Origin of the sequence: Archangium lipolyticum, from assembly GCF_024623785.1 — a bacterium.
In the GTDB taxonomy this organism is placed as follows: Bacteria; Myxococcota; Myxococcia; order Myxococcales; family Myxococcaceae; genus Archangium; species Archangium lipolyticum.
Genome location: NZ_JANKBZ010000021.1, coordinates 139,746 through 165,523, shown reverse-complemented (window position 1 = coordinate 165,523; position 25,778 = coordinate 139,746). Strand labels below are relative to the sequence as shown.

The following is a 25,778-nucleotide window of genomic DNA, read 5'->3' as shown; positions in this document are numbered from 1 at the left end:
GCTTCCTCACTCGGAGTTTGTCCCTCGCGCCCCAACTCGCTAGGTTGAGGGCGTCATGCCGAGTGTGGAAGACCTCCTCCAGCACTCCCTCGCGGAGTTGACCGAGCGCTTCATTACCCAGGAGCACTCCGTCCCATCGGGCCTCCTGGAGGCACTGGAGGCGGATCCACGCCAGGGAGCGAAGACCCTCGTCCGCCGCATCCGCTCGCGCCAGGGGAAGAACCGCGCCGAGGGCCAGCGCCTGCGCCACCTGCTGCGCTTCGAGAGCGAGCTGTGGGAGCAGGGCCACACGCACATCGCCGGGGTGGACGAGGCAGGCAGGGGCCCGCTCGCCGGTCCGGTGGTGGCCGCGGCGGCCATCCTCCCCAAGGGCTGGCGGCTGGAGGGGCTGGACGACTCGAAGAAGATCGCCGACGAGGCGCGCCGCGACGAGCTGGCCGAGGCCATCAAGCAGGGCGCGGTGGCCTGGGCGGTGGGCCAGGCGGATGCGGAGGAGATCGACCGGCTCAACATCCGCCGGGCGAGCCTGCTGGCCATGCACCGCGCGGTGGAGGCGCTGGGCATCCGGCCGGACTACGTGCTGCTGGACGCCTTCACGATTCCCGAGTGCACCCTGCCCCAGCGCGGCATCATCAAGGGAGACGCGCTCTCGCTGAGCATCGCCGCGGCATCGGTGCTGGCGAAGACGACGAGGGACAGGCTGATGCGGGAGTTGGACGCGCGATACCCGGGCTACGGCCTCGCCGAGCACAAGGGCTACCCCACGGCCTCGCACGTGCAGGCCATCCGGGACAAGGGGGTGCTGCCCATCCATCGCCGCAGCTTCGCGCCGGTACGGGAAGCGCTCGGAGGCAACCCGCCAGTCCAGGCCGGGCCCACCCAGGGCGAGCTCTTCACGGAGAACGGCCCCAGGTGAGCGCGGACAAGGACATCGACGGGTGGCTGGGCGAGCGGGGCATCTCCTCACCGGACTCGCGAGCCCGCGCCCGGGCCGTGTTGGAGGAGGCGAACCTCACCAGCCCTCGCAAGGTACGCATCAGCGAGACCAAGCTGCCCAAGGCCGAGCAGCTCCTGGCCGAGCGCTTCTACCGGGTGTGCACGGCCCCCGCCTGCCAGCAGGTGGCCTGGTCCAGCGGGCGGGAGCCGCTGCCGGTGGAGCCCCGCAGCCATTGTGAGCACTGCGGGGGCTCGAACAACCGGCGCGCCGAGGTGGCCTTCCTGGAAGCGTGTGAGCGCCATGGGGTGCGCCGGGTGGTGGTGGTGGGCGGCTCGCCGTCGGTGCGCGAGGAGTTGGAGAGCAAGCTCGGAACCCGGATCGAGCTGCGCATGGTGGACGGCACCGAGCGGCGCACGGCCGGCAAGGCCCAGAGTGACCTGGAGTGGGGAGACCTGGTGCTCGTCTGGGGTGCCACGGAGCTGCACCACAAGGTGAGCACCCACTACACGGCGCCGGGCACGCCCTACCGCCACAAGGTGGTGCACGTGGCCCGGCGGGGCGTGGCCGCGCTGCTCGAGGCGGGCATCACCCACCTGGAGCGCTGAGCGCCAGGCGCTCCCGTCCTCCTCAACGCGCGGGTGCGCAAGAAGAGCCGTCCTGGACGGCTTGATACCGGACCCAGAGCTCGCAGGCGCACTCGGGCTGATAGAGCCGAGGGTGGTAGCGCACGCGCATCACGCCATCGAACCGCGTGGCGCACAGGGTCGTTCCATCCAGGTGCATGGTCACCTGGTCCACGATGCACTGCTGGCCGTTGGCGGTGAGCGAGGCGTTGGTCACGCTGCCGTCCATCGAGAAGGCGTCTTCGTCGTCCGGGCCTCCATCGAGAAAGGAGCCCACGAGGTGGAGGTGCAGCAGCTCGTAGTCCATGCGGACCACCTCGCCGGAGATCTGGAGCGTGCCCCCCCAGAGCGCCTCGGGAGAGGAGAGCATGGCGCAGTCGTCGCGCAGCACTTCCATGGCCATGAACTCGTAGCGGCCCTCGTTCTGGAGGTAGGCGCGGGTACAGCCCACGCTCAGGGTGAGGGCCAGGGAGGACAGGAGGAGCGGGCGGAACAGTCGGGTAGCAGCCACGCCCCCCAGGGTAGCCCAACCCGGGCATACGTGCGGAGAGTGCAACCGCGAGGCCAGCGGCTAGACTGTCCCCCTCATGTCCCAGTTCAAGAATCCGGTGGATGCCCTGCCCAAGCGGCTGTGTTTCGACCACGGCACCCTCCTCGCCGACGACCTGACCTGCAAGCGGACGGGGCAGCGTCGGAAACCCTGAGGCAACCCTCCGGATGCACTACCTCCCGCTCATCCTCGCCCTCGGACTGCTCGTGGCACTGCACGAGCTGGGGCACCTCGTGGCCGCCCGGCTGGTGGGCGTGCGGGTCCACCGCTACATGATCGGCTTCGGGCCCGCGGTCCTCACCTGGCGGCTCAAGGGCACGGAGTACGTGCTCGGCGCCGTCCCGCTGGGCGGCTCGGTCCGCATCCACGGGATGAACCCCCATGAGCCGGGGTTGGATGCCTCGGACCCCACGAGCTTCTCGTCGAAGAGCCCCTGGAAGCGCATGTGGGTGCTGCTGGCGGGGCCGCTGACCAACGCGCTGGTGGCCCTGGGCATCCTCGTCGCGCTCTACACCTCGGGCACGCACGTGGTGGTGCCGCTCACGGTGGGCACCATCGTTCCCGGCTCGGAGGCGGCGCGCGCCCAGCTGGTGCCCGGGGACCGCATCGTCAGCGTGGACGGCGTGCCCCTGGGAAGCTGGGCCGAGTTCGTGGAGCTCATCGCCCAGAACCCCGGACGCGAGCTGAAGCTGGGGGTCGAGCGCCAGGACGAACCGCGCGAGGTGACGGTGCGCCCGCGTCCGGACGAGCGGGGAGAGGGCCGCATCGGCGTGAGCCAGCAGTACGTGTACCGCACCCATGACCCGGGTCAGGCGCTGATGCAGGCCGTGGCGCACACGGCGAACCTGGTATCCGAGGGCACCCGGATGCTGCACCGCATGCTGCAGGGCAAGCAGGGCCTCGACATGGCCAACCCGGTGGGGCTGGTGAAGCAGTCCTCGGGCGCGGCGGCCAGCGGCCTGGGAGCCTTCCTGCGCGTGCTGGTGAGCGTCTCGGTGGCGCTCGCCTTCTTCCACCTGCTGCCCCTGCCCTCGCTGGACGGAGGGCGGATGCTCTTCCTCCTCTTCGAGGTGGTGAGCCACCGCAAGGTGCCACCGCGCGTGGAGACGCTGGTGCACACGGTGGGCTTCCTCGCGCTGCTCGGGGTGCTGCTGATGGTGGCGCTCGCGGACCTGCGCCAGGTCATGGTCCGCTCCCAGGCCACCCCCGACGCGGGCACCGCGCGTCCGGGTCCGGGTGCCAACACCGGCTCCCTGGCGCCCTCGGATGGCGGCGTATCCCCGGTGGCGGACGACCTCGGCGGGTGAGCGCGGGGCCGGGTCCGACGCCGGCCCCCCGGGCAGCCAGGAGTGCTTCGGACAACGCACTCCCACCGGAAGGAAGCGCCAGGGAGACGGGAAGGCCCTATGCTCCACCGCGCCATGAAGACCGAGGCGAAGAACGAGGGGCTGTTCTGCGAGTTCTACTGGGGCACCACCCTCAACGAGGTGTGGAGCTTCGGTCCCGAGCACCCGCAGGTGATCGCCGCGTCGGACGAGACGGTGTCCCTTCCCCTCTATGGCTTCACCCTGCCGGAGGAGCGCTTCGTGTTCGCCGAGCGCACCGAGCAGGGCTACCGCGTCTTCATTCCCCCGGCGGCGCGCGTCGAGCGAAGCCGGCATGGCGATGCCTTCCGCGCGGTGCCCGACTCGGAGCTACAGCGGACCGGGGGCCGCGCCTGGGTGGAGCTCACCCAGGATGACCGGCTGCGCATCTCCGAGGGCGAGCTCGCCCTGGTGGTGGCACCCTCCGTCGCGGGCAAGCGCGCGGCGGGCCTCCGGCCGCGCGACCTGGGCTTGCTGGCGATGGTGTCGGTGCTCTTCCTCAGCCTGCCGGTGGGCTTCCTCCTCGCGTGGCCCACGCCCGAGAAGATGGCCGAGTCCAACGCCCGCGCCATCAAGGCGGCCCGCGAGCTCGAGCAGGCCGAGCGCAAGCGGCTCGGCGTGGACTCGCCCGCGCGCCCCATCCCCCAGGACTCGAAGCCCGACGCGGGCGTGAAGACGCTGCCCGCCAACCTCGGCGTCCACTGAGGCACCGGGGCTCGGGTGGGGCTTCAGGGCCCCAGGCCCACCCAGACCTCGCCGTCCTCGTAGAACTCCTTCTTCCAGATGGGGACGTCCTGCTTGAGCCGCTCGATGGCGTGCTCGCACCCGAGGAACGCCTCCTTGCGGTGCGGCGCGGCGGCGGCGATGACCACGGCCAGCTCGCCCGGCACGAGCGTCCCCACCCGGTGAACGATGGCCAGCCGCGTCCCGTTGAAGCGCCCGGCCACCTCGGCGCCAATCTCCGCCAGCTTCTTCTCGGCCATGGGCGGATAGGCCTCGTACTCCAGCTTCGTCACCCGCCTGCCGCGCGTCTGGTTGCGCACCGAGCCCGAGAAGGTGACGAGCCCTCCATGGGCCTCGCCGGCCACCGCCTCCACCACCTCCTCCAGCAGCAGCGGCCGATCCACCACCCGGAAGAGCCCACCACTGCCTCCAGCCACGGGAGGGATGAGGGCCAGCTCCGCGCCGGCGGGCACCTCGGCGTCCGCGCCGGAGAACTCCTGGTTCACCGCCACCCTCAGGTGCGGCAGCAGCGGAGCGAGCCCCGGGTGACGCCCGGCCAGCAGGCGCAGCACGTCCGACACGCGCGCGCCCGGAGGCAGCTCCAGTGATTCACGAGGCAGTCCCGCGCGCTCGCGCGCCGCGGCGAAGTACAGGACGGTGATGGTGTCGGGCACGGCCCCCTCTTAACGCGAACGGAGCACGGTGCGTGCCCGGAAACGTCCCCCGCCCTCCTCGGGCATGAAGTCGACGAAGACGAGCTCCACGGGCGGCAGCTGGTCGAGCAGCGTCCCCACCAGCGAGCGCACCGCGGGGAGCTGCTGCGCCGGCACGCCGGGCACCTCCTGGGGCGCATCCAGCTCGGCGCGCAGCCGGCCCACGTCCACCATGGCGGAGAGGTGGCCGGGCTCGAAGGCATTGTTGCCGAAGCGCTCCTTCAACGCGCTCCCCATGTCCCCCACCGCCCGGCCCTGGATGGCCTCACCCGCCGTCATCGACAGCCGGTTGGCCGTGATGGTGAACTCCACCGGCTGCTCCATCGCCCGCGTGCGCAGACGCGTGGCGCCCGCCTCCTTCACCACCTCGTAGGGCTGCCCGCGCGCCTTCAGCCGTCCGGTGAGCCACTCCACCATCTGCTCGGAGCGCACGAGCCCCGCCTCGAAGAGCAGGGTGCCGCGCGGCTCCGGCCGCTGGGAGCCCCTGAGCAGGTTGCGGTAGAAGGCCGGCGCGTCGAAGTAGGCCAGCAGCGTCAGGTCTCCCCTCAGGGCGCTCAGCAGGCTGTCCGCGTTGGCCGCGTCGAAGCCCTCCTCGCGCAGGCGCAGCAGCGTCCGCTCGCGGCGCTCCGAGCCCGGCGCGCCGAAGACGAGCTTCGCCAGCTCCTCCGGCGGAATGGAGATCATCAGCGCGGCGAAGGGGCCCGCGGGCGCCTTCCCCAGCAGCTCCGAGCCGGGCGCGCTCTTGCCCTCGAAGAGCGCCTTCTCCAAGGCCACCCAGCCCTCCAGCTCCGCGCGTGCCTCCTCCACCTTCAACGCCGCGAAGACGCCCCGGAGGCCAGAGGAGGCATCCTCCTCCACCGGGCGCACGAAGAAGTGCACGTTGCCCGAGCCCACCTTGCGCTGCAGCTCCCCGAGGAGCGGCAGCTCGGACAGCCCCGGGCCGCGCATACCGGTGATGCTCGCGCGAGCGGCCTCCAGGCCCATACCGTCCGCCCGCGATGCGGACAACGCCCCTTCCTCCTCGTCCTCCGTATCCGGCACCGCCAGGTAGACGTAGCCGCGGTCCGCGAAGAGCAACAGGGGATCCCCATTCGGGCGCTGGAAGCGGACGGCGCCCCCGGGCTCTCGATGGGAGACGGCGATACCACCGGACTCCAGGTCGCCCACCACCGCGTCCATGGCGGCCTCGACATCCGTCACGCCCAGCAGCGCCACGGTGCCCTGGAAGTCGGGCAGGGAGAAGAAGCCGACGCCCTCCTCCGGATCCACCACCCGGGGCTCTCCCCGCAGATCACGCAGCACCAGCGACAGCAGCGGGGTGTCCTCCAGCGACTCGAGCGCCTGCGTCTCCCCCATCAGCCGCGAGTAGAAATCCATCAGCGGGTCCACGTTGCCCCGGAGCTGGGGGAAGTAGACGGCCACCTCGGCCTCGGCGGGGATGGCGCGCAGCACCGGCCGCGACACCACCGTCACCTGCGCGCTGGCCAGCACCTCGTCCTTCTTGTCCTTCTCCAGCGCGCGCACCGTGTACGTGCCCGCACGAGGAAAGGCGTGGGACACCCGCGCGCCCTGCTGAGGCGGCGAGCCGTCGCCGAAGTCCCACGTCACCACCGGCGCGTCCGGAGCTTCGGAGCCGAAGCTCTCCGGTACGCCCGCCTCCACCGTGCGCGCCCCTCCCGCCTCCGGCCTCGCCGCCCGGTGGCAGCCGGACCCCACCAGGGCCGCGGCCACCAGGCAGAAGACGGTCAGGGCTCGGAGGTCGGAACGCACATGGGGTTTCATGTACGGTCTAGTAATCCAGCGCCAGACCGAACATCCAGTACGAGTCGGAGAGATTGAATCCCTCTCCGCCGAAGTTGTTCACTTTCGCGTAGGTGTACTCGGCGAAGAGATAGCTGTGGTTCACCCCGAGGTCCGAGTCGAAGTCGCGCGCCAGCCGCGGCTCCAGCACGTCCAGCAGGAAGGACACGCCACCAGCCACCTCCCAGCCCAGCTTGCCACCACGCCCCTTGCGGCCCTCGACCGTCTCGATGTCTCCGCCCTTGGTCACCCACCAGGGCATGTAGATGAGGCCGGGCTTGATGTAGGGCACCAGCGGAATGCCCCAGTGGAACGCGGGGTAGTCGAACCGGTAGACGCCGCGCAGGTGGATGGGCAGCACGTGGAAGCCCGTGCGCTCCGCGCTCGCGCCCCCGCTCGGCAGCAGGGCGGCGGCGTACTTCTCCGCGTAGCCGAGCGACACGCTCACGCCCGCCGAGCCGATGCCCTGGTAGAAGAAGCGCTGCAGCTCGGCCTCGAAGAGCAGCAGGTTGCTGCCTCCGAACACCTTCGAGAACGGATCCTCGGAGAGGCCCTCCTCGCTGCCCATCTGCGGCCGCCATCCACCGAGCCGGAACTCGATGGAGCCGCTTCGGGGTGACTGGGCCACCCCGGACATGTCCTGCGCCTCGCCGGGGAGCGCGATGAGGAACACCGCGAGGCCGAGGGCCACTGCTCGAGTCATGAACGATTTCTCCTTGAGGACAACCAGAAACCCAGGGCGGCCAGCACCGCGCTGCCCACAACTCCTCCGCCCGCCGCGCCACACCCGCCCATCTCCTTGCCCCCGGCGTTGGCGTACTCCTCCATGAAGCCATTGGTCTTGGTGGGGGAGGCCTCCCGGGCCTCGGACGGATTGCTCCGGTTCTCCGCCTGATCGAAGGCGTAGGCCACCAACTGATACGTCACCTCGTTCTCCAGCCCCTCCACCCGGATGGCGCCCCTGCCCACGTCCTGCCTCACCATCGCCACCTCGGTGCCATCACGTGACACATGGAGCTCGATGACGGTGGCCCCCGTGGGCTCGCTGACGTCCGCGAGCACGGCCTGGTCCAGGCCCCGCGCGTCCTCGATGACGGGCGCGGTCGGGGGCGTCCCGTCGTAGACGAACTTCATCCCCGACGCTCTCGACACGGTGTTGCAGTCGGTCCCGAAAGACCCCCCATAGACCTTGGTGGCACCACACAGCCGGAACGTCGCGTCCTGCGTCAGGGCACCGCATCCTCCGCCACCGCCCGTGGTGGGGAAGGGCAATTGGCCGAGATCGACCTGGAAGGTGCCCGTGTTCGACTGTCCCAGCTCCGTGAGGGTGATGGCATCCAGGCCGACATCCCCGGCCTCGGGGCTGTCACCGCAGTTCTTGCCGGGCTGGGTGAGCCACAGGGAGAGCTGTTCACAGATGGTGGTGCTGGTCCTCGTCCAGGTGATGCTGACGCGCCCGGAGCACGTCGTGGGTCCGAAGCTCTGCGTCTCCTGTCCGTTGGACAGGCGCAACTGCACCGGTTGGGCGAAGGCCGCGGACGACAGGAACACGGCGGTGAGAAGGAGGAGGTTACGCATGGGCGGGCAGGAGGGTAGCAAGCCAGAGGCCAGGAAGAACCCGGCCCGCCCCCCTTCATTTCCGGGAGGAGGGAGCCCCGCCCCGGTCAAATGGGCAGGGGCGCCCCGGAGGCCTTGCCAAATTGTCAGGCGGGGCGCTCGGCGAGCCGCAGTCCGGCCTCCACCAGGTTGAGGGCGGCCCCCCGGCCGGCGTTGTCCACGGCGGCGAAGAGGGTGAGCCACTCGGGGGCCTGGGGGAAGGAGCGCAGGCGTCCCACGTGGACGGTGGGGTCCGCGGTGACCAGGCTGGTCATGGGGTAGACCTTCTCTCCGGGTGAATCCAGCACCTTGATGGCGGGCGAGCCCTTGAGGGCGGCGCGCGCCTGGTCCACCGAGGCGGGCTTCCTCAGCCGCACATGGAGGCTCAGCCCGTGACCATAGAAGGAGGGCACCTGCACGGCGGTCCCGGCCACCACGGGCACCTCGCCCTTGGGGGCGAAGAGGCGGGCGGCCTCCAGCGTCCAGCCGGCCTCCTCCTCCGTCCAGGGCGAGTTGGCCAGGAAGGGGCCCACCTGGGGCACCAGGTTGAAGCCCACGCGCTGGGGGAAGGCGTGGGACTCGGGCTCGCGGCCGGAGAGGAGGGCCGCCGTCTGCTGCTCCAGCTCGCGCAGGCCCCGCTGGCCCGCGGAGGAGGCCCCCATGAGGGCCGTCACCTGGACCTGGGCCACGCCGAAGGACTGGCGCAGCGGCTCGAGGAGGGTCGCCAGGGCGCTCGTCACCGCCGAGGGCACGGCGACGATGCGGCCCTTGAAGGAAGCGCCCAGGAGCTCGGAGTTGAAGCCGGGGAGCACCAGCGGGACGTTGCCGTCGGCGCGGAAGGCGGAGCTCACGTCCACCACCCAGGCGCCCGCGGCCTGGGCGGCCTGCGCGAGCGTCCGCGACACGTCCGCCGGTGTGGCGAGGAGCGCCAGGCCAATGCCCCGGAAGGCCTCCGGGGTGGCCTTCTCCACCCCGAGGGACTCCTCCCCGTACTCCAGCTCCTCGCCCTCGGAGCGCTCCGAGGCCAGCACGGTGAGCCGCTCGGCGGGGAAGTCCCGGTCGAAGAGGGCGGAGAGCACCTCGCTGCCCACCACGCCCGTGGCGCCCACCACGGCGATTCGCAGGTTCTCGTTCATGGCGCGTCCCTTTACCCCAGCCCCGGCCCCAGTGGGCTCCCTTCTGGCGGCCCGGAAGTCCGGGTCATTCCACGTCTTGTAGGCCAGTATGCGACATCGGGCGGTGTTTTTCAGGTCGGGTCGAGCGGGCCTGTCCTGGCGCCTCCCCCGCTCTCCCGGCTTCGGGTCTGGGGCCATGCGCCCGCCAGGAGGCCTGCTCGCATGCCCGCGAGGACCCCGCCAGCCGTCGGGTAGACTGCGAGCCAGAAGCGCCGGCCACGGGTGGCCAGAGTGGGCCACCCGCACGCATCTCCGCATGGCCCGATGGTGAATCCCTATCGATGTGGACGATCGTCTCGTTACTGCTGCTCACCCAACTGCCTCCAGATGGTGCGGCGCAGTTGAAGAAGGTAGATGCGCTGATGCCCGAGCTCCGGCGGCTCGCCAGGGATCCGGGCGTGGTGCGAGAAGTGAAGCGGCAGAACGCCCAGCGCGTCCCGCTGGAGACCATCCGGAAGCTGGATGCGGAGTGGACGGCGACCCCCGCCCTCACGCCCTTCAAGCGGAAGGTCCTGGGCAGCACGAGCACGCGCTCACTCAACCGCTACCGCGAGCAGCTGGGCCGGGCAGTGGCCGAGGCCTTCATCATGGACAACCAGGGCGCACTGGTGGGCGCGACGCGCCGCACCTCCGACTACTGGCAGGGCGATGAGGCCAAGTGGCGCGCGGCCTTCAACGGTGGCCGGGGCGGGGAGCTGCGCGAGAAGCCCTTCTTCGACGAGTCCTCCCAGTCCTACGTCGTCCAGGTCTCCCTGCCGGTGAAGGACGGCGCCCGTGTCATCGGCGCCCTCACCGTGTCCGTCTCCCTGCTCGAGCTCTGACATCATGAACAACGCCTTCCTGGGCAACCTCAAGCTGAGGAGCCGCCTGACCCTGTCCGTGGCGCTGCTGTCGGCCCTGTCCCTCCTGTCACTCACGGGTCTGGGCCTGTCCTTCACCCGGCGCACGATGTCGAAGCAGATCCACTCCACGCTCAAGGTGGAGGCCGAGGGTCTCAAGGATCTGGTGGAGCGGACGCTCGCCGAGCGCGAGGCGAGCGTGCGCAGCTGGTCCGAGGACGCCATCCTGAGAGGGGCACTGCTCTTCGACACGTACGAGAAGAGCGACGCGGTGCTCGCGGGGCTGGCGAAGCGCCACCCGTCCATCAGAGGCTTCGTTCTCTTCGACGAGAAGGGGCGCGCCGTCTCCGCCAGCACGGAGGCGCTGCTCAAGTCCTATCAGGGCCGGGAGCGCGAGGTGCGCGAGACGGCATGGTACCGGGCGGCGCTGGAGGGGCGCTTCACCGCCGACTCCCTCTCGGCCGAGAAGGACCCCACCTTTGGCCGGCGGGTGCTGCCGCTGGCCGCGCCGGTGCTCAGCCCGCTCGGTGGTGGCCGCATCGGAATGCTGCTGGCCGCGTACGACTGGAGCCAAGTCGGCGACGTGGTGAAGGCCGCGGTGCGGCGGGCCCACGAGCGCTCGCAGAGCAGCTTCACCCTGGAGGTGCAACGCGCGGATGGCACGCTCCTCTTCGATTCCCGCCTCCCCGGTGCCGCTCCCCTCGTCCGGCCCGTGTCCGAGAGAGCCATCAACGACTCGGCCGAGCAGGACGTGGGAGATGGCTGGCACTTCGTGGCGAAGGTGGACGCGGCGGAGGCCTATGCCCCCGTGAACCAGGCGGCCACGGTGGCCTTCGGGATGCTCGCGTTCTTCGTGGGACTGGCCATCGTGGGCGCCTGGTGGCTGGCACGTGGCATCACCCAGCCCATCGTGGCGCTGAGCGAGACGGTGACGCGCGTCGTCCAGAAGGGAGACCTCACCCAGCGCGTGGAGGTGCACGGCCAGGATGAGGTGGGCGATCTGGCCCGGGCCTTCGCGAGGATGATGGACCACGTGCGCGAGTCCACGCTCAGCCTGCAACAGGGCACGCACGTGCTCACCGAGGCCGTGGCCGAGCTGAGCCGGGCGTCCGAGGTACAGGAGGGCAACCTCGCGCGTCAGGCATCGGCCATCCAGGAGACGCAGGTCACCGCGCAGGAGATTCAACAGACCTCGCAGATGGCGGCGGAGCGCTCGCAGGCCGTGTTGGAGGTGGCCGCCCGGGCCGACGAGGTGGGCACCTCGGGCGAGGCGAAGGTGAACGCGAGCCTCGAGGGACTCAAGGAGCTGCACGCGAAGGTGGGGCGCCTGGCCGGCAGCATCGTCTCGCTCGGCGAGCGCACCCTGCAGATTGGCGACATCGCCCAGACGGTGAAGGACCTGGCGGACCAGTCGAACATGCTGGCGCTCAACGCGGCCATCGAGGCGGTGCGCTCGGGCGAGCACGGCAAGGGCTTCGGCGTGGTGGCGCGGGAGATCCGCAGCCTGGCGGATCAGTCCATCGACTCCACCGGCCGGGTGCGGGAGATCCTCGACGACATCCGTCAGTCCATCCAGACCACGGTGGCGATGACCGAGAAGGGCCAGACGCAGATGCAGGCCGGGCTCGAGCAGATGCGGGAGAGCGGCGAGAGCCTCCGGGAGCTGACGTCCATCGTGCGGGACAACGCGGGGGCGGCGCGGCAGATCGCCGTCGCGGTGAACCAGCAGAACGCAGGCATCTCGCAGATCTTCACCGCGGTGACGGACCTGTCCACGCTGATGGACGAGACGATGCGGAGTCTCCAGGCCACCACGCGGGCCACGGGCACGCTGCGCGAGGCCGCCACGCGCATGGAGACGGTGGCGCGCACCTGGCGGGTGTAGAGCCCCACCCCACCGGAAGCGGGCCTCAGTCTTCCTTGAGGCGAGCGGTGGGAGGAGGCCCGGGCAGCGGGGGGAACTTGGGGTTGCGCTCGGGCTCGGAAGCCCGGACGTAGTGCGGCTCCAGGGCGAAGAGCGCCTCCAGCGAGCGCTGCTCGGGGAAGCGCACCAGGTGCGCCAGCGCCACCGCCGAGGGGAAGTCGGGCGCGTGCAGCAGCCGTGAGGGCGCCACGCCGTGGGCCTCCAGGGCCGCGCGGTAGTCGGTCAGGGCGGGACCCAGCGCGAGCGCCTCGGGCTCGGCGGCCATGCGCGCGGCCACCTCCTCCGGACTCATGGCCTCCTCGGGCCCCAGCGCCTCCACGCGCTGGCCCACGCGCCGGTAGCGCCCCAGGTACAGGTCATCCTTGCGCGCCACCGCGAGGGCGAAGAGGGGCGGACCCTCGGGGCCTTCCAGGGCCACGGCCGCGAGCGACGACGCCCCGGCCACGTTGAGGCCCGCCGCGTACGCGAGCCCCTTCACGCAGGACAGGCCGATGCGCAGGCCGGTGAAGGAGCCCGGACCCAGGCCGATGGCCAGCCCCTCCAGGGACTTCAGCGCCACCCCGTGCCGCGCGAGCACCTCGCCGACGATGCCGGGCAGCACCTCGCTCTGCTTCTTCGGCGGCCCCACCACCACGTGCTCGAGGACGCGCACGCCCTCCCCTTCCCGCTCCACGAGGGCCAGGGACAGTGTGAGGGTGGAGGTATCGAGCGCGAGGAACATGCGAGGCTTCTACCCCGCCAGCGGCCCGAAGGGGATGAAGAGGTAGGAAGTGCGCTCCGCGCAGCGGTAGAGGCGCACCCGGGCCAGCCCCTTCTGCAGCATGTCGAGCTGCTTCGCGGCGGCGAGCGACACGTCCACCACGCGCCCCTGGACGAAGGGCCCCCGGTCATTGACGCGCACCTGCACCGAGCGCCCGTTCTCCATGTTCACCACGCGCAGGCACGTGCCGAAGGGCAGCTTGCGGTGCGCGGCGGTGAAGGCCTTGAGGTCCAGCTTCTCGCCGCTGGCGGTGGGCCGGCCGACCAGGCCCGGGCCGTAATACGAGGCGACGCCCTCTTCCAGGTACGCCCGCGGCGGAGGTTGCTTCTCCGGCCGCACCACTTCCCGATCCTCGGAGGGGGTTGGCCGGGTGGCGCGCGGCGCGCAACCCACCAGGACCCCCACCCCCACCGTCACGCCCAAGAGCAGCCGCCGCATCGCACCCCTACCCGAAGATGAGCCGGTTGATGTCGTTGTAGAAGGCCATCACCATCAGCGCCGCCAGGAGGATGAGGCCGACGACGTTGGCCACCTCGCGCACGCGCACCGGAATGGGGCGGCGGCGGATGCCTTCCCAGAAGGCGGACAGCAGGTGGAAGCCGTCGAGGATGGGGATGGGCAGCAGGTTCATCACCCCCAGGTTGATGGAGATGACGGCCATCAGGTGGAAGAAGCTCTCCCACCCCTGCTCCGCGCTCTTGGACGCCAGCTGGTACATCATCACCGGCCCGCCCAGCGTCTTCGTGGACATCTGGTTGGTCGCGATGCGGCCGAGCACCGTCACCATCTGCCCGACGATGCGGGGCACGACGGTGGCGGCCTGGAGCAACGCGTCTCCGGGGCTGACCTCCACCGTCACCATGTCCACGGGCAGGATCTCCGCCGAGGAGGGGTACCAGGGGTCCACGCCCAGCTCGAGCCGGGCCTCCTGGGAGAACTCACTCCGGGTGTTGTAGGGCGCCTGCGCGAGCTTCTGCGTCTGCTCCTGCCCATCCGCCGAGCGCCAGGTGAGCTGGAAGGGCTGGTCCTTCAGGTTGCTGAGCTCCGCCAGCAGCACGGTGAAGGAGCGCAGCGGCTGACCGTTGAAGGAGACGAGCCGGTCCCCCGCGCGGATGCCGGCCTTGTCCGCCACGCTGCCGGGGTTGACGGAGACCACGTAGAGATCCGAGGACTCCGCGCCCAGGGCCGTGAACCCGTCATTGCCCGGCTGCTTCGGCACCGTCACCTGGACGACGGACGGCGCGCTCCCCGTCACCGCACCGGCCACCACCGGCTGCATGCGCTGGACGGAGACCGCCAGCGGCCCCTCCTGCTTCGCCAGCTGCTCGTGGAGGGCGGCCTCGTCCGGGATGCTCACCCCGTTGATGGACAGGACGCGGTCGAAGGTCTTCAACCCGGCCTGGGCGGCGGGAGAACCCGGCGGCACGCCCAGCACCGCGGGCTTGCGGGCGTACTGGATGCCAATCTGCCCCCGCTCCACCGGGTCGATGCCGTTGGAGTCGGTGACCTTGCGCGGCGTCACCTCGACGATGGACTGCTTGCCATCGCGCTCGACGGTGATGGGGATGGGGCGCTCGAAGCGGCCGACGAAGGTCTCGCGCAGCTCGTCGAAGGTGCGCACCTTCTCACCATCCACGGCGATGATCCGATCTCCCGGACGGATGCCGGCGGTCGCCGCGGGCATGGCCGGGTCCACGAATCCCACCTTGGTGGAGATGGCCTCGTGCGCCCCGACGAAGACGAAGAAGTAGATGAGGACGGGGAAGACCAGGTTGAAGAACGGCCCGGCCGCCACGATGAGGGCGCGCTTCCAGGGCGCGGCGTTCAGAAAGCCACGATTGGCGTCCTCGGGGGCCAGCTCCTCGTGGGGCGAGTCCCCTGCCATCTTCACGTAGCCGCCCAGGGGCAGGATGGCCACCTGGTACTCCGTCTCCCCCTTCGTGAAACCGAACAGCCTCGGCCCGAACCCGATGGAGAAGCGGAGCACCTTCACGCCGCAGGCCTTGGCCACGAGGAAGTGGCCCAGCTCATGGACGGTGATGAGCACACCGAGAAGCAGGATGAATAGACCGGGACCTTGAAGCATGGTGCCAACAGTAACCGTGGGACCCATGCCGGACAATGCGCTTCGAGGCCGGCAGTCCAACCAACCGGACAATCGTCGGCCGTTACGAGAGCAGGCCGCGCACGAAGGTGATGTAGACGAACACCAGGGGCGCGTTGAAGAGCAGCGCGTCGACGCGGTCCAGGATGCCCCCGTGCCCGGGGATGACACGGCCGGAATCCTTCACCCCGTAGGCCCGCTTGAGCATGGACTCGCACAGGTCCCCGATAGGCCCGAGGATGCCGCCAAAGAGGCCGAGCAGCAGGCAGTCAGCCATGGTGAAGACTGGAAAGAAGAAGGCCCGGGCGATGAACATGCCGCCCACCGAGCCCACCAGGCCGCCCGCGAAGCCCTCCCAGGTCTTGTTGGGGCTCACCGCGGGGTACAGCTTGTGCCGGCCCAGGAAGCGGCCAGCGAAGTAGGCGGCGGTGTCGTTGGCCCAGGTGATGACGAGCGCGGCGATGACCCAGGCCAGCCCGTCCGGCATCAGCCGCACCGCGGACAGGGCCGTCATTCCCACCGAGCCATACAGGAAGCCCGTCACCAGGTGGGACACCCGCGTGGGCGCCTCCTGCAGCGGACCCCGGATGAGGTGGTAGGTGAAGGCGAAGAAGAGGAAGAAGGCCGTCACCCAGAAGGCCCCCTCGCCCGTGCGCTCCGGGTGCCGCAGGGGCAGGAAGGGCAACACGCCCGCGAGCACGACGCCCACCCAGGCCGCCGGAGACAGCGTCTTCTGGGTGATGGTGTAGTACTCACTGGCGCAGATGGCCGCGGCCACGGCCAGCAGACCCGCGCTGTACGCGCCTCCCTTGAACAGCAGGAAGACGACGACCGGCAGCAGAATCACCGCCGAGACGATTCGGATGACGAGGTTCTTGTTCTTCTCGTTCACGCCTTGGCCCGCTGGGAGTCCTCCCGCTTGATTTGCGCGGAGGTGAGGCCGAAGCGCCGCTCACGTTGCTGGTACTGCGCCAGGCAGCGCAGGAAGGCTTCGGTCCGGAAGTCCGGCCAGAGGACGTCGCTGAAGCACAGCTCCGCGTACGCCAGCTGCCAGAGGAGGAAGTTGGAGATGCGCTGCTCGCCGCTGGTGCGGACCACCAGGTCCACCTGCGGCAGGTCATGCGTCCAGAGGAAGGACTCGAAGGCCTTGGTATCCAGCTGCCCGGGCGACAGCTCGCCCTTGCTGGCGGCCTCGGCCACGCGGCGCGCGGCCTGCACCAGCTCCTCGCGTCCGCCATAGGACAGCGCCAGCGTCAGCACCATGCCCTTGTTGTGCGCCGAGTCCGCCCGCAGCCTGTCCAACGGCTCCTTCACGAAGCGCGGCAGCTTGTCCACCTCGCCGATGGCGTTGAGCCGGATGCCGTTCTCGAGGATCTCCGCGCGCTCGCTCTCGAGGTACTCGCGCAGCAGGTCCATGAGCGCGGCCACCTCCTCGGCGGGACGGGCCCAGTTCTGCGAGGAGAAGGCATAGAGGGTGAGGGCCTCCACGCCGACACGGCGGGCGCAGCGCGTCACCTCGCGCACGCTGGTGGAGCCCTCGCGGTGCCCCTCCACCCGAGGCAGGCCGCGCATCTCTGCCCAACGACCATTACCGTCCATGATGATACCCACGTGGCGCGGCAGGGGCCGTTCCTGGACGAGTCGCTCGAGGGCAGTGAGGGAAGGAGGTGACGCAGGGCGTTCCATGAGGCTGCGCAAGATAGAGGCCCCACCGTGATACGTCCACGGGCGCGTGCAGGAGCGGTCGTCCCACCCACCCGAGCGGTCGCCGCATGGGGTGGAACGGCCCCGGCGATGCCCGCTCACCCCACCAGCCCTTGTCATCCGCCTGCTCGCCGGCAAGGCAGTGAGTTTCAAACCTACCTCGTCCCGGCTACGCGACTCCATGAGGAGTTGGAATAGGAGCGGGCGTCAGTCCTCGAGCAGGTTGTGTTTGAAGATGTTGGGCTGGCCGGCCTTCACCTCGTAGGTACGGGTGATCTCCTTGCCGAGGTCCTTGTTGATGAGCTTCACGGTGTGCATGCCCACCTCGACCTCGGCGGGAGCCAGGGGGGTCTGGCCGAGCTGCCTCCCATCGAGCACCACGATGGCGTAGGGCCGGATGCGGAACTCCAGCAAGGCCTTCTCCACGGTTGCGCGCCGGGGCGACACGGGCTCCGCGCGGGCCACGGCAGTCCCCTTGGGCCGGGAAGGCTTCACTGGACTCTTCACCGGAGCCGGTTTTGGCGCCGTCTCCCCGGCGGCGGGCTCCTCCTTGGAGGGCTGGTTCTCCGCCACGGCCTGGGCTCCCGGCTGGGTCGCGGGGTCCGTGGGGGCCACCGCCGGCGGCGTTTCCGTGGAAGGGGTCGCCGCTCCCGCGCCCTGAGGGGTCTCCTCCGTCGAGGGGGGCGTCACGGGCTTCGGAGCGGGCTTCGAGGTGACGATGATGGGAGCGGGGGGCGGCGGCTGCGGCTCGGAGCCACCGCGGAGGAACACGATCGCCCCTCCCGCGACGAGCAGCGCGAGGCCCCCGAGCCCGAGCATCAGACCCGTGCGGCGCTTGGGGAGGGCGAGCGTGACGTCCTCCGCTTCGGGGCCGGCCGCGGTCGCGGCGGGCCTGCTGGAGGAGATGAGCGTGGCGGGAGGCACCGGCTCCGAGCGGATCGTGTCCGGCTCGTCCCCGCTCTGGGCGACGCGCGTCCCGTTGTCGACGACACGGCTTGGATTCGCGGGAGCGGCCCGGGTACCGCCGTTCGATCGGTGCGAAGAAGCCTGGGAGCTGGGCTCGACGGAGAGCGCGCGCGAGCCGTTGCCGGGACGGCTCTTGGGACCGCTGCCGGGAGAGGGCGCGGCTCCGGGTCCCGCGTTGTCACCGGACAGCTGGGCCACGAGCTGCGACAGCTGATAGGCGCCCACCGGCTCCCCGGTGGAGAGGATGAAGTGCTCCAGGTCGGCCTGGAAGGCGCGGCAGTCCGGGTAGCGGTGCTCGCGCACCTTGGAGAGAGCGCGCTCCAGGATCTGGGTCATGGCACGCGGCAGGTCCGGCCGGCGCGACACCGCGGGCACGAGCGGCTCGAAGAGGATGGCCTGCATCATGCTCACGTCGGTGGTGGCATCGAACGGCTTCTGCCCGGTGAGCAGCTCGTAGAGGACGACGCCGAGCGCGTACACGTCCACGCGCTGGTCCAGCGGCCGGGCCTGGATCTGCTCCGGCGGCATGTAGGCGATCTTCCCCTTGATGAGGCCCGTCTGCGTCTTGTGGCTCTGGTTGGCGACCTTGGCGATGCCGAAGTCCACCACCTTCACCGCGCCCTGGCGCGACAGCAGGATGTTGTCGGGGCTGATGTCGCGGTGGATGAGGCCCATCGACTCGCCGGTCTCCGGGTCCAGGAAGTCATGGGCGAAGGCCAAGCCCTCGCACGCCGAGGCGATGATCTTCGCGCAGTAGGCGGGCGGCAGCGGCACCCCGGCGGCGCGCGCGCGCTTGGACAGGATGCGCAGGTTCGGCCCGTCGATGTACTCCATCGCCAGGTAATAGGCGCCCTCGGACTCACCGAAGTCGAAGATCTGGACGATGTTGGGGTGGTTGAGCTGTGCGGCCAGCTTCGCCTCGCCCAGGAACATCTCCACGAACTGGGGATCCTCTGCCAGGTGAGGGAGGATCTGCTTGAGTACGAGCTTCTTCTCGAACCCCATGGGACCGGCGGCCTTGGCGAGGAACACCTCGGCCATGCCTCCGGTGGCGAGCTTGCTGATGAGCTGGTACTTGCCGACGTGACTCAAGGGCAACTTCCTCTGACAGGGCAGGGATTCGGGCGCGCATCATAGCCGGAGCCGACTGTCCGACACCCCCCTCCGTCTGGAGGGAGTTTGACCCCGACGCGACAGGGTATCTAGGATCTCTGACTTGATGCGTCCCAAAGTCATCGGTCCCTATCGCGTCCTCGAGACGCTTGGAAGTGGTGGCATCGGGACCGTCTATCGGGCCCTTGACAGCCGTACGAACGATCCGGTGGCCCTGAAGCTGCTCACGGGCGGCCCGGCCATGGATTCCCGGGCGGCCCGGCGGCTGGTGCGGGAGTTCGAGACGCTGGCGGATCTGTCCCACCCCAATGTGGTGAAGGTTTACGACACCGGTGTCTTCCAGAGCTCGCCGTTCCTGGTCATGGAGCTCATCGAGGGGCTGACACTGCGGGACTACCTGTCGCTGAGGGGCGAGGAGCTGCTGTCGTCCGTGAGCGGGTCCTCGGGCTCGGGGCTGTTCCGGCGGTCCGGAGGGCCGACCTCCTCTGGAGGGACGGCCTCCAGGGAGGCGATCTCGGGCCGGGAGCTGGAGTCGGGCGAGGTGAGGCCCCTGCCCTTCGACCTGTCGGCCTTCGCCGAGGAGGCCCCGAGCGAGGAGATGGGCGGCATGCGCTTCGGGACCTCCGGCTCGGCGGCGGTGTTGCCGGTGCCGATGGATCCATGGCTGGGCTCGGACTCGGACGAGGTGGATCCGTTGGACTTCGAGCTGCCGTACGACGTGCCGGAGCCGGGGACGGAGCCGGTGAAGCGCGAGCCGGCGGCGCGGCTGGAGGAGCTGAACCGGCCGGAGCGGGTGGGCCGGCTCAAGGACGCGATGCTGCAGGTGTGCGAGGCGCTGGCCTACATCCACGCGCACGGGCTGGTGCACCGGGACCTGAAGCCGTCCAACGTGATGGTGGACGAGGACCGGCAGGTGCGGCTGATGGACTTCGGGCTGGCGAAGTTCCTGGCGGACGACGCGGGGATGACGCTGGACGGGCGCATGGTGGGGACGTTCCGCTACATGCCGCCGGAGCAGATATTGGGGGAGCCGCTGGACGGGAGGGCGGATCTCTACAGCCTGGGTGTCATCATCTACGAGCTGATGACCGGCCGGCCGCCTTTTGACGCGAAGTCACCGGTGGACTTGTGGCACAAGGTGCTGGAAACCGAGCCCCCGCCACTGTTGGCCATCAACCAGAGGGGAGATGCGCAGCTGGCCCGGGTGGCCCATCGCCTCATCCGGAAGGAACCGGACGACCGGTTCCAGACGGCGGAGGAAGTGTACGAGGCACTCTCCGAGTGAGCACGACAGGGACGACGCACACGCTGGTGGTGGAGGCAGGCAAGGCGGGGCAGCGAGTGGACCTCTTCATCGGAGAGGCGCTGGGGCTGTCGAGGGCGAAGCTGAAGAAGCTCTTCGAGTCGGGCGCGGTGAAGGTGGACGGCCGTGCGGCGAAGAAGGGCCTGCTGGTGGCGGTGGGGCAGCGGATCACCGTGGTGGTACCGGAGGAGCGGCGCGAGGTGGTGCCGGAGCCGGAGGCGCCGCTGGGGTTGCTGCACACGGACGAGTCGCTGGTGTTCGTGGACAAGCCCGCGGGCAAGCCCTCGCACCCGCTACAGCCGGGGGAGACGGGCACGGTGGCCAACGCGCTGATCGCGCGCTACCCGGAGTGCGCGGAGGCGTCGGAGGACGAGCGCGAGGGAGGGCTGTGTCACCGGCTGGACATCGAGACGTCCGGGGTGATGGTGGCGGCGCGCACGCGCGAGGCGTGGACCGCGGTGCGCGAGGCGTTCGGCGGGCGCGAGGTGGACAAGCGCTACTGGGCGTTGGTGACGGGGCCGCTGGCGGACGAGGGTGAAATCGACCTGCCGTTGCGCCACCACCCGAGACATCCGGATCGGGTGGAACCCGCGCTGGACGGAGGAGAGGGAGCGAGGGATGCGCACTCGGAGTTCCGGGTGCTGGAGCGCGCGGGGGAGTACAGCCTGGTGGAGGTACGAATCTCCACGGGGGTGCTGCACCAGGTACGAGCCCACCTGGCGGCGGTGGGAGCGCCCATCGTGGGAGACACGCTGTACGGAGGGCGGGAGGAAGCCGGCCTGAGCCGCTTCTTCCTGCACGCGAAGGCACTGGGGCTGACGCATCCGGTGACGAAGCAGCGGTTGCGAGTGGAAAGCCCGCTGCCCCAGGAGCTCCGGGATGTCCTCGAGCACCACGCCCTCCCTCTCCCTTCGGGAGAGGGCCGGGGTGAGGGTACGCGGGCCCCGGGATGAACCCCGAGGGCCCTACTCGCCCATGACCTTGATGACCACGCGCTTGCGCCGTTGACCATCGAACTCGGCGTAGAACAGCTGCTGCCAGGGACCGAGGTCGAGCTTCCCGGCGGTGACGGGGAGGATGACCTGGTGGTGGACGAGGAGGGACTTGAGGTGGGCGTCCCCATTGTCCTCGCCGGTGCGGTGGTGGCGGTAGTCGGGCCCGTGGGGAGCGAGGTGCTGCAACCACTCCCAGATGTCCTCGTGGAGACCGGACTCGTCATCATTGACGAAGACACCGGCGGTGATGTGCATGGCGGAGACGAGCACCATGCCTTCCTGGATGCCACTCTTGCGGACGAGCTCGGCGACGGTGTCGGTGATGCGGACGAGCTCACGGCGTTCGCGGGTGTGGAAGGAGAGGTATTCGGTGAGGGTCTTCATGAGGAGTGAGCGTCAGAGGGGTCCACTACAGTGAGTCCAGCGATGCGAGCCATCATCCACGTGGACATGGACGCCTTCTATGCGTCGGTGGAGCAGCGGGACAACCCGGAGCTGCGGGGCAAGCCGTTGATTGTCGGCGGGGACGCACGGCGCGGGGTGGTGGTGGCGGCATCGTACGAGGTGCGCAAGTACGGGGTGCGCAGCGCGATGCCGATGGCGCGGGCGATGAAGATGGCACCGGGCGCGCTGGTGGTGAAGCCGCGATTCAGCGCGTACAGCGAGGCGAGCGAGCAGGTGTTCTCCATCTTCGAGCGGTACACGCCGCTGGTGGAGCCGCTGTCGCTGGACGAGGCGTTCCTGGACGTGACGGCGTCGGTGGGGCTGTTCGGAGCGCCGGCGGACATGGCGAGACGGATCCGCAAGGAGATCACGGCGGAGACGGGGCTGCCCTCATCGGCGGGGATCGCCTCGGTGAAGTTCGTGGCGAAGATCGCCTCGGACGTGGCGAAGCCGAACGGCCAGCGGGAGGTACGGGCGGAGGAGACGGTGGCGTTCCTGGCGGGGCTACCCGTGGGGAGGCTGTGGGGAGTGGGGCCGAAGACGGAGGAGGCGCTGAAGCGCGAGGGGTTGGAGACGATCGGCGACGTGGCGAAGAGGGACGTGGCGTGGATGGAGGCGCGGTGGGGCCCGAGCGGACGTCACCTCTGGGAACTGGCACACGGGATCGATCCGCGGGAGGTGGTACCGGACCGCGAGGCGAAGAGCGTGGGAGCGGAGGACACGTTCGACGAGGATCTGACGGGGATGGAGGAGCTGAGCCCGCACATCCACTCGCAGGCGCTGCGAGTGGGCCGCCGGCTGAGGCGGGCGGGCGTGAAGGGACGGGTGGTGCAGCTCAAGCTGAAGTTCGCGGACTTCACGCTCATCACACGGCGAATCACCCTGCCGTCACCAACGGATGACGGACAAACGCTCTACCGGGTGGCGAGGGAGCTGCTGGAGAAGGCGCACGAGGACAAACCGGTGCGACTGACCGGGGTGTCCATGCAGGAGCTGGGAACGGGAGAAGAGCCGCGACAACTGGGACTCTTCACGGAGCCGGAGAAGCCGAAACGAAGCGACAAGCTGAACGCGGCGCTGGACAAGATCGCGGAGCGCTTCGGGACAAAAGCGGTGACGACGGCGGACATCGCGGGGAACGACGAAGCGGAACCGGATCCAGAACGACCCCGCAGACCCAAGCGACCCAACTAAACCCTCTCCCACCGGGAGAGGGGACGGGGGTGAGGGTAAGCGGGTCCCAGGTTGAACCCGTGAATGCCCCCTCTCCCCCTGGGAGAGGGCTGGGGTGAGGGTCAGCCCTCGTCGGACTCGGAATCCGAGTCGGACCCGGCGTCGAAATCGCCGCCAGAATCCTCACCGGACTCATCCCCCAGCTCGGACTCATCGCCGGCCTCACCAGCGTCATCGGAGTCACCCGAGTCCCCAGCGGCCCCACCTGAGGAGGCCTCGGCCGAGCCCGAGGCAGAAGCGGAGGCAGCCGCCCCCTCCCCTGCCGTCACCTTGCGGCCACCGCGGCGCCGCCTCCGCCGCCGCTTGCGCGGAGCCTCACCGCCCTCGGAGGAACCCTCGGAGGACTTGAGGGGAGGCAACTCACCGCGCTTCCACGCCTCGAGCGCGTCGCGGTGCTGGCCGGTGGCCTGGACGGAGATTTCGAAGACGATGAGCGCGTCATTGAACAGCGGATGACGGCGGAAGGCGCCGGTGCGGCGGCGGCGCTCGCCGGAGAGGGTCCGCTGGGCGATGAGGAGGAGCCGGCAGCGCTCGGCGATGCGGCGAGGCAGACGGGCGGTCTGGACGAACTCGGCGAGGAGGTCCTCGATGGACTGGGCGACGGAGGGGCGGCCGGCGGGGTCCTGGCTCTCGACGATGGGCGAGGTCTGGGCGATGGGAACCAGGAGGGCGGCGAGCAGGATGGCGTCATCCAGCGGCTCGCCGGAGGAGACACGCCGGTCGAGCGCCTCGACGTAGGCGTAGAAGGTGTCCCGGCCGCGGCGGCCATACTGCTTGAAGTAGGCGGCCACGGGCGGGAGCAGGACCTTCAGCGCGTCCAGGGCGGCGAGCAGCCTCAGGCAGGGGGCGGCCACGCCACCGCGGATGAGACGGAAGGTCTCCTCGAGGAGGCGGGCGGGGGCGCAGCGGGGCAGGTCCTCGACGGCGCCTTCCATGGCGGCGTAGGTGCGCGACTCGATGTCCAGGCCCAGCTTGGCGGAGAAGCGCACGGCGCGGAGGATGCGGACGGGATCCTCGCGCATGCGGATCTCCGGGTCGCCGATGGTGCGGATGTAGCGCTCGTCGAGGTCGCGCCGGCCCCGCACGTAATCAATCACCCGGCCCTCGGCGACGTCGTAGAAGAGGCCGTTCATGGTGAAGTCCCGGCGCCGGGCGTCCTGCTCCGCGGTGCCGAAGACGTTGTCGTGGGTGATGAGGAGATCCTGGGACTCCTCGGTCTCGGAGCCCTCCTCCTCGCCGTTCTCGGAGCCGTTCTCGGGAGAGGAGGCGTCGAGCTCGGTGGGGTTGGCGCGGAAGGTGGAGACCTCGATGATCTTCCCGCCCTTGAAGTAGATGTGAGCGAGGCGGAAGCGCCGGCCGATGAGGCGGCAGTTGCGGAAGATGGCGCGCACCTCGCCGGGGTGGGCGCTGGTGGCGATGTCGAAGTCCTTGGGCGTACGGTCCAGGAGCAGGTCTCTGACACATCCCCCCACGAGGTAGGCCTGATGGCCGTGGGAGTGGAGGCGATGGATGACCTTGAGGGCATCGGGATCGAGCTTGTCGGGGTCGATCTCGGGGGGTTCGCCGGAGGGGGTGGAGTGGGAGAAGAGCTCGGAGTTGGACTCGGAGAGGGTGTCCTGGGGAAGCGTCTCCATCAGGGCGGACATGGGGGATTGGGTCTCCTCCGCGGGCTCGGGGACCGGCAACATCTCGAGGGAGTCCAGGGACTCGGCCTCGGAGACAGCAGCCTCGCGCGCGTCATCGGGCGCAGGCTGGAGCGTGGGTCCGCCGACAGGCGGTGTGTCAGTGGAGTCTCGCGTCATCTCGCGGTTGACGCCCCGTGGGGGGCGAATCTAAGGGGCACGACCTATAGCGCATCCTCCCGGGAGGGAGTAGCACATGAAGACATTGTTGACGGGGGGAACAGGGCTGGTGGGGGCGAACCTGGCCCACCAGCTGTGTGGGCAGGGGGAGCGCCCCCGTCTGCTCGTCCGGGAGCGCAGCGACCGGAGGGGTCTGCGCGGGCTGAGCTACGATGAGGTGCTCGGCGACGTGCTGGACACGGAGTCGTTGCGGGGGGCGATGAAGGGGGTGGAGCGGGTCTACCACGTGGCGGGTATCGTCCGGTTCGATCCCTTTACTCGGGAGGACGTCTCCCGCATCAACGCCCAGGGGACTCGAAACGTTCTGGATGCGGCACGGGCGGCGGGTGTACGGCGGGTCGTGGTGGTGTCGAGCGTGGCGGCGGTGGGCCATGGGACGCTGGCCGAGCCGGCGACCGAGGAGACCCTCTACAACTACGAGGGGGACAACCCGTATCACGAGTCCAAGCGGGAGGCCGAGCGCCTGGCGCTGGAGGCCTCGGGGCCGACGCTGGAGGTGCTGGCGGGCAATCCGGGTTTCGTCATCGGCCCGTATGACGTGAGGCCGTCCACGGGGGAGCTGCTGCGGGTGGTGGCGAAGGGAATCATCCGGGTGTACCCGAGCGGCGGCATCAACGTGGTGAACGCGCAGGACGTGGCGAGGGGGCTGCAACTCGTCATGGAGAAGGGCCGTCCCGGGGAGCGCTACATCCTGGGTGGGGAGAACCTGACCTTCCGAGAATTCCTGACCCTCTGCGCGGAAGAAGCGGGGGTGCCACCGCCGACGGTGCCCCTACCGGACGCGGTGGTGAAGGCAGCGGGACGGTTCGGAGACGTGGTGGGAAGGCTCTCCCCGGACCTCTTCCAGCACGTGAACACGGCATTCCTGCAAGCGTTGCCATTGCCGGCGTACCACTCCTCGGGGAAGGCGATGAGGGAGCTGGGCTACCACCCGAGACCGGTGAGGCTCGGTATCCGGGAGGCGCTGCGCTGGTTCCAGGAAGAAGGAATGCTCCCGAGAGACCAACCGCTGACGCCCCGAGGAGTCATAGGTTGAATCAATCCCCTCTC

At 69.9% G+C, this 25,778-nt stretch carries 24 protein-coding genes and 1 pseudogene; 10 read left to right on the top strand and 15 right to left on the bottom strand.

The window, feature by feature from the left end; translation table 11 throughout:
* Positions 1-55: 55 nt before the first annotated feature.
* Together NR810_RS34545 and NR810_RS34540 are read left to right on the top strand one after the other, a co-directional pair.
* A complete protein-coding gene (locus NR810_RS34545; protein ID WP_257458747.1) occupies positions 56-916 on the top strand; it encodes a ribonuclease HII in 861 nt (286 codons plus the stop codon).
* Positions 913-1,542 carry a hypothetical protein gene (locus tag NR810_RS34540; RefSeq protein WP_257458745.1) on the top strand — a complete coding sequence of 210 codons (630 nt, stop codon included), beginning with the start codon at positions 913-915 and terminating at the stop codon, positions 1,540-1,542. Before NR810_RS34545 ends, NR810_RS34540 begins: the two co-directional genes overlap by 4 nt.
* Before the next feature lie 22 nt (positions 1,543-1,564).
* Here the strand turns inward: NR810_RS34540 and NR810_RS34535 are convergent, their stop codons facing one another.
* Complete coding sequence (locus tag NR810_RS34535; protein WP_257458743.1) at positions 1,565-2,071, bottom strand: hypothetical protein; 507 nt, start codon at positions 2,069-2,071, stop codon at positions 1,565-1,567.
* A gap of 206 nt (positions 2,072-2,277) precedes the next feature.
* Here NR810_RS34535 and NR810_RS34530 point away from each other — a divergent pair, with 206 nt between their 5' ends.
* Both NR810_RS34530 and NR810_RS34525 read left to right on the top strand, forming a co-directional pair.
* Positions 2,278-3,417, top strand: coding sequence for a M50 family metallopeptidase (locus tag NR810_RS34530; RefSeq protein WP_257458742.1), 1,140 nt, complete (start codon positions 2,278-2,280; stop codon positions 3,415-3,417).
* A gap of 99 nt (positions 3,418-3,516) precedes the next feature.
* Positions 3,517-4,179, top strand: a complete 663-nt coding sequence (locus NR810_RS34525; RefSeq protein WP_257458741.1) for a hypothetical protein — start codon at positions 3,517-3,519, stop codon at positions 4,177-4,179.
* Between the two features lie 23 nt (positions 4,180-4,202).
* Here NR810_RS34525 and NR810_RS34520 read toward each other — a convergent pair whose 3' ends face one another.
* The 5 genes from NR810_RS34520 to NR810_RS34495 form a co-directional block, all read right to left on the bottom strand.
* Positions 4,203-4,871: a molybdenum cofactor biosynthesis protein gene (locus tag NR810_RS34520; protein WP_326522531.1), complete on the bottom strand. Its 669-nt coding sequence runs from the start codon at positions 4,869-4,871 to the stop codon at positions 4,203-4,205.
* Between the two features lie 9 nt (positions 4,872-4,880).
* Positions 4,881-6,680, bottom strand: coding sequence for a PKD domain-containing protein (locus tag NR810_RS34510; RefSeq protein WP_257458740.1), 1,800 nt, complete (start codon positions 6,678-6,680; stop codon positions 4,881-4,883).
* 19 nt (positions 6,681-6,699) lie between these two features.
* Complete coding sequence (locus NR810_RS34505; RefSeq protein WP_257458739.1) at positions 6,700-7,413, bottom strand: MXAN_2562 family outer membrane beta-barrel protein; 714 nt, start codon at positions 7,411-7,413, stop codon at positions 6,700-6,702.
* Complete coding sequence (locus NR810_RS34500) at positions 7,410-8,288, bottom strand: MXAN_2561 family MXYO-CTERM-anchored protein (protein ID WP_257458737.1); 879 nt, start codon at positions 8,286-8,288, stop codon at positions 7,410-7,412. Before NR810_RS34500 ends, NR810_RS34505 begins: the two co-directional genes overlap by 4 nt.
* 125 nt (positions 8,289-8,413) lie before the next feature.
* Complete coding sequence (locus NR810_RS34495) at positions 8,414-9,442, bottom strand: aspartate-semialdehyde dehydrogenase (RefSeq protein ID WP_257458736.1); 1,029 nt, start codon at positions 9,440-9,442, stop codon at positions 8,414-8,416.
* A gap of 320 nt (positions 9,443-9,762) precedes the next feature.
* On the opposite strand from NR810_RS34495, the gene NR810_RS34490 reads away from it, so the two are divergent.
* Both NR810_RS34490 and NR810_RS34485 read left to right on the top strand, forming a co-directional pair.
* A complete protein-coding gene (locus NR810_RS34490; RefSeq protein ID WP_257458735.1) occupies positions 9,763-10,302 on the top strand; it encodes a cache domain-containing protein in 540 nt (179 codons plus the stop codon).
* Between the two features lie 4 nt (positions 10,303-10,306).
* Positions 10,307-12,205 carry a methyl-accepting chemotaxis protein gene (locus tag NR810_RS34485; RefSeq protein WP_257458733.1) on the top strand — a complete coding sequence of 633 codons (1,899 nt, stop codon included), beginning with the start codon at positions 10,307-10,309 and terminating at the stop codon, positions 12,203-12,205.
* A 25-nt stretch (positions 12,206-12,230) separates the two neighbouring features.
* Here NR810_RS34485 and tsaB read toward each other — a convergent pair whose 3' ends face one another.
* The 7 genes and pseudogenes from tsaB to NR810_RS53055 form a co-directional block, all read right to left on the bottom strand.
* Positions 12,231-12,965: a tRNA (adenosine(37)-N6)-threonylcarbamoyltransferase complex dimerization subunit type 1 TsaB gene (gene tsaB / locus NR810_RS34480; RefSeq protein WP_257458732.1), complete on the bottom strand. Its 735-nt coding sequence runs from the start codon at positions 12,963-12,965 to the stop codon at positions 12,231-12,233.
* Positions 12,966-12,974: 9 nt separating this feature from the next.
* Entirely contained in the window at positions 12,975-13,442 is a 468-nt protein-coding gene (locus NR810_RS34475) for a septal ring lytic transglycosylase RlpA family protein (RefSeq protein WP_257458731.1), read from the bottom strand.
* Between the two features lie 7 nt (positions 13,443-13,449).
* Positions 13,450-15,090 (bottom strand): RIP metalloprotease RseP, encoded by a 1,641-nt coding sequence (gene rseP / locus NR810_RS34470; RefSeq protein ID WP_257458730.1) that lies wholly within the window; start codon positions 15,088-15,090, stop codon positions 13,450-13,452.
* Positions 15,091-15,172: 82 nt separating this feature from the next.
* On the bottom strand, positions 15,173-16,000 hold the full coding sequence (locus NR810_RS34465) for a phosphatidate cytidylyltransferase (RefSeq protein ID WP_257458729.1): 828 nt from the start codon (positions 15,998-16,000) through the stop codon (positions 15,173-15,175).
* The gene (locus NR810_RS34460; RefSeq protein ID WP_257458728.1) at positions 15,997-16,794 is read right to left on the bottom strand and encodes an isoprenyl transferase; all 798 of its coding nucleotides are present in this window, start codon (positions 16,792-16,794) and stop codon (positions 15,997-15,999) included. Before NR810_RS34460 ends, NR810_RS34465 begins: the two co-directional genes overlap by 4 nt.
* Positions 16,795-17,019: 225 nt before the next feature.
* Complete coding sequence (locus NR810_RS53060) at positions 17,020-17,631, bottom strand: PEGA domain-containing protein (protein ID WP_456062037.1); 612 nt, start codon at positions 17,629-17,631, stop codon at positions 17,020-17,022.
* 238 nt (positions 17,632-17,869) lie between these two features.
* Positions 17,870-18,819 (bottom strand): annotated as a pseudogene (locus tag NR810_RS53055) (serine/threonine protein kinase); the annotation flags it as partial.
* Between the two features lie 178 nt (positions 18,820-18,997).
* Here NR810_RS53055 and NR810_RS34450 point away from each other — a divergent pair.
* Positions 18,998-20,176 (top strand): serine/threonine-protein kinase, encoded by a 1,179-nt coding sequence (locus NR810_RS34450; protein WP_257458725.1) that lies wholly within the window; start codon positions 18,998-19,000, stop codon positions 20,174-20,176.
* Positions 20,173-21,147: an RluA family pseudouridine synthase gene (locus NR810_RS34445; protein ID WP_257458724.1), complete on the top strand. Its 975-nt coding sequence runs from the start codon at positions 20,173-20,175 to the stop codon at positions 21,145-21,147. Before NR810_RS34450 ends, NR810_RS34445 begins: the two co-directional genes overlap by 4 nt.
* A 12-nt stretch (positions 21,148-21,159) precedes the next feature.
* Here NR810_RS34445 and NR810_RS34440 read toward each other — a convergent pair whose 3' ends face one another.
* Entirely contained in the window at positions 21,160-21,573 is a 414-nt protein-coding gene (locus NR810_RS34440; RefSeq protein WP_257458722.1) for a secondary thiamine-phosphate synthase enzyme YjbQ, read from the bottom strand.
* 42 nt (positions 21,574-21,615) lie between these two features.
* Here NR810_RS34440 and NR810_RS34435 point away from each other — a divergent pair, with 42 nt between their 5' ends.
* Positions 21,616-22,827 (top strand): DNA polymerase IV, encoded by a 1,212-nt coding sequence (locus tag NR810_RS34435; RefSeq protein ID WP_257458720.1) that lies wholly within the window; start codon positions 21,616-21,618, stop codon positions 22,825-22,827.
* Positions 22,828-22,928: 101 nt separating this feature from the next.
* On the opposite strand, the gene pcnB is transcribed toward NR810_RS34435, so the two are convergent.
* Positions 22,929-24,668 carry a polynucleotide adenylyltransferase PcnB gene (gene pcnB, locus NR810_RS34430; protein WP_257458719.1) on the bottom strand — a complete coding sequence of 580 codons (1,740 nt, stop codon included), beginning with the start codon at positions 24,666-24,668 and terminating at the stop codon, positions 22,929-22,931.
* Positions 24,669-24,744: 76 nt separating this feature from the next.
* On the opposite strand from pcnB, the gene NR810_RS34425 reads away from it, so the two are divergent.
* The gene (locus tag NR810_RS34425) at positions 24,745-25,764 is read left to right on the top strand and encodes an NAD-dependent epimerase/dehydratase family protein (protein ID WP_257458718.1); all 1,020 of its coding nucleotides are present in this window, start codon (positions 24,745-24,747) and stop codon (positions 25,762-25,764) included.
* Positions 25,765-25,778: the final 14 nt, after the last annotated feature.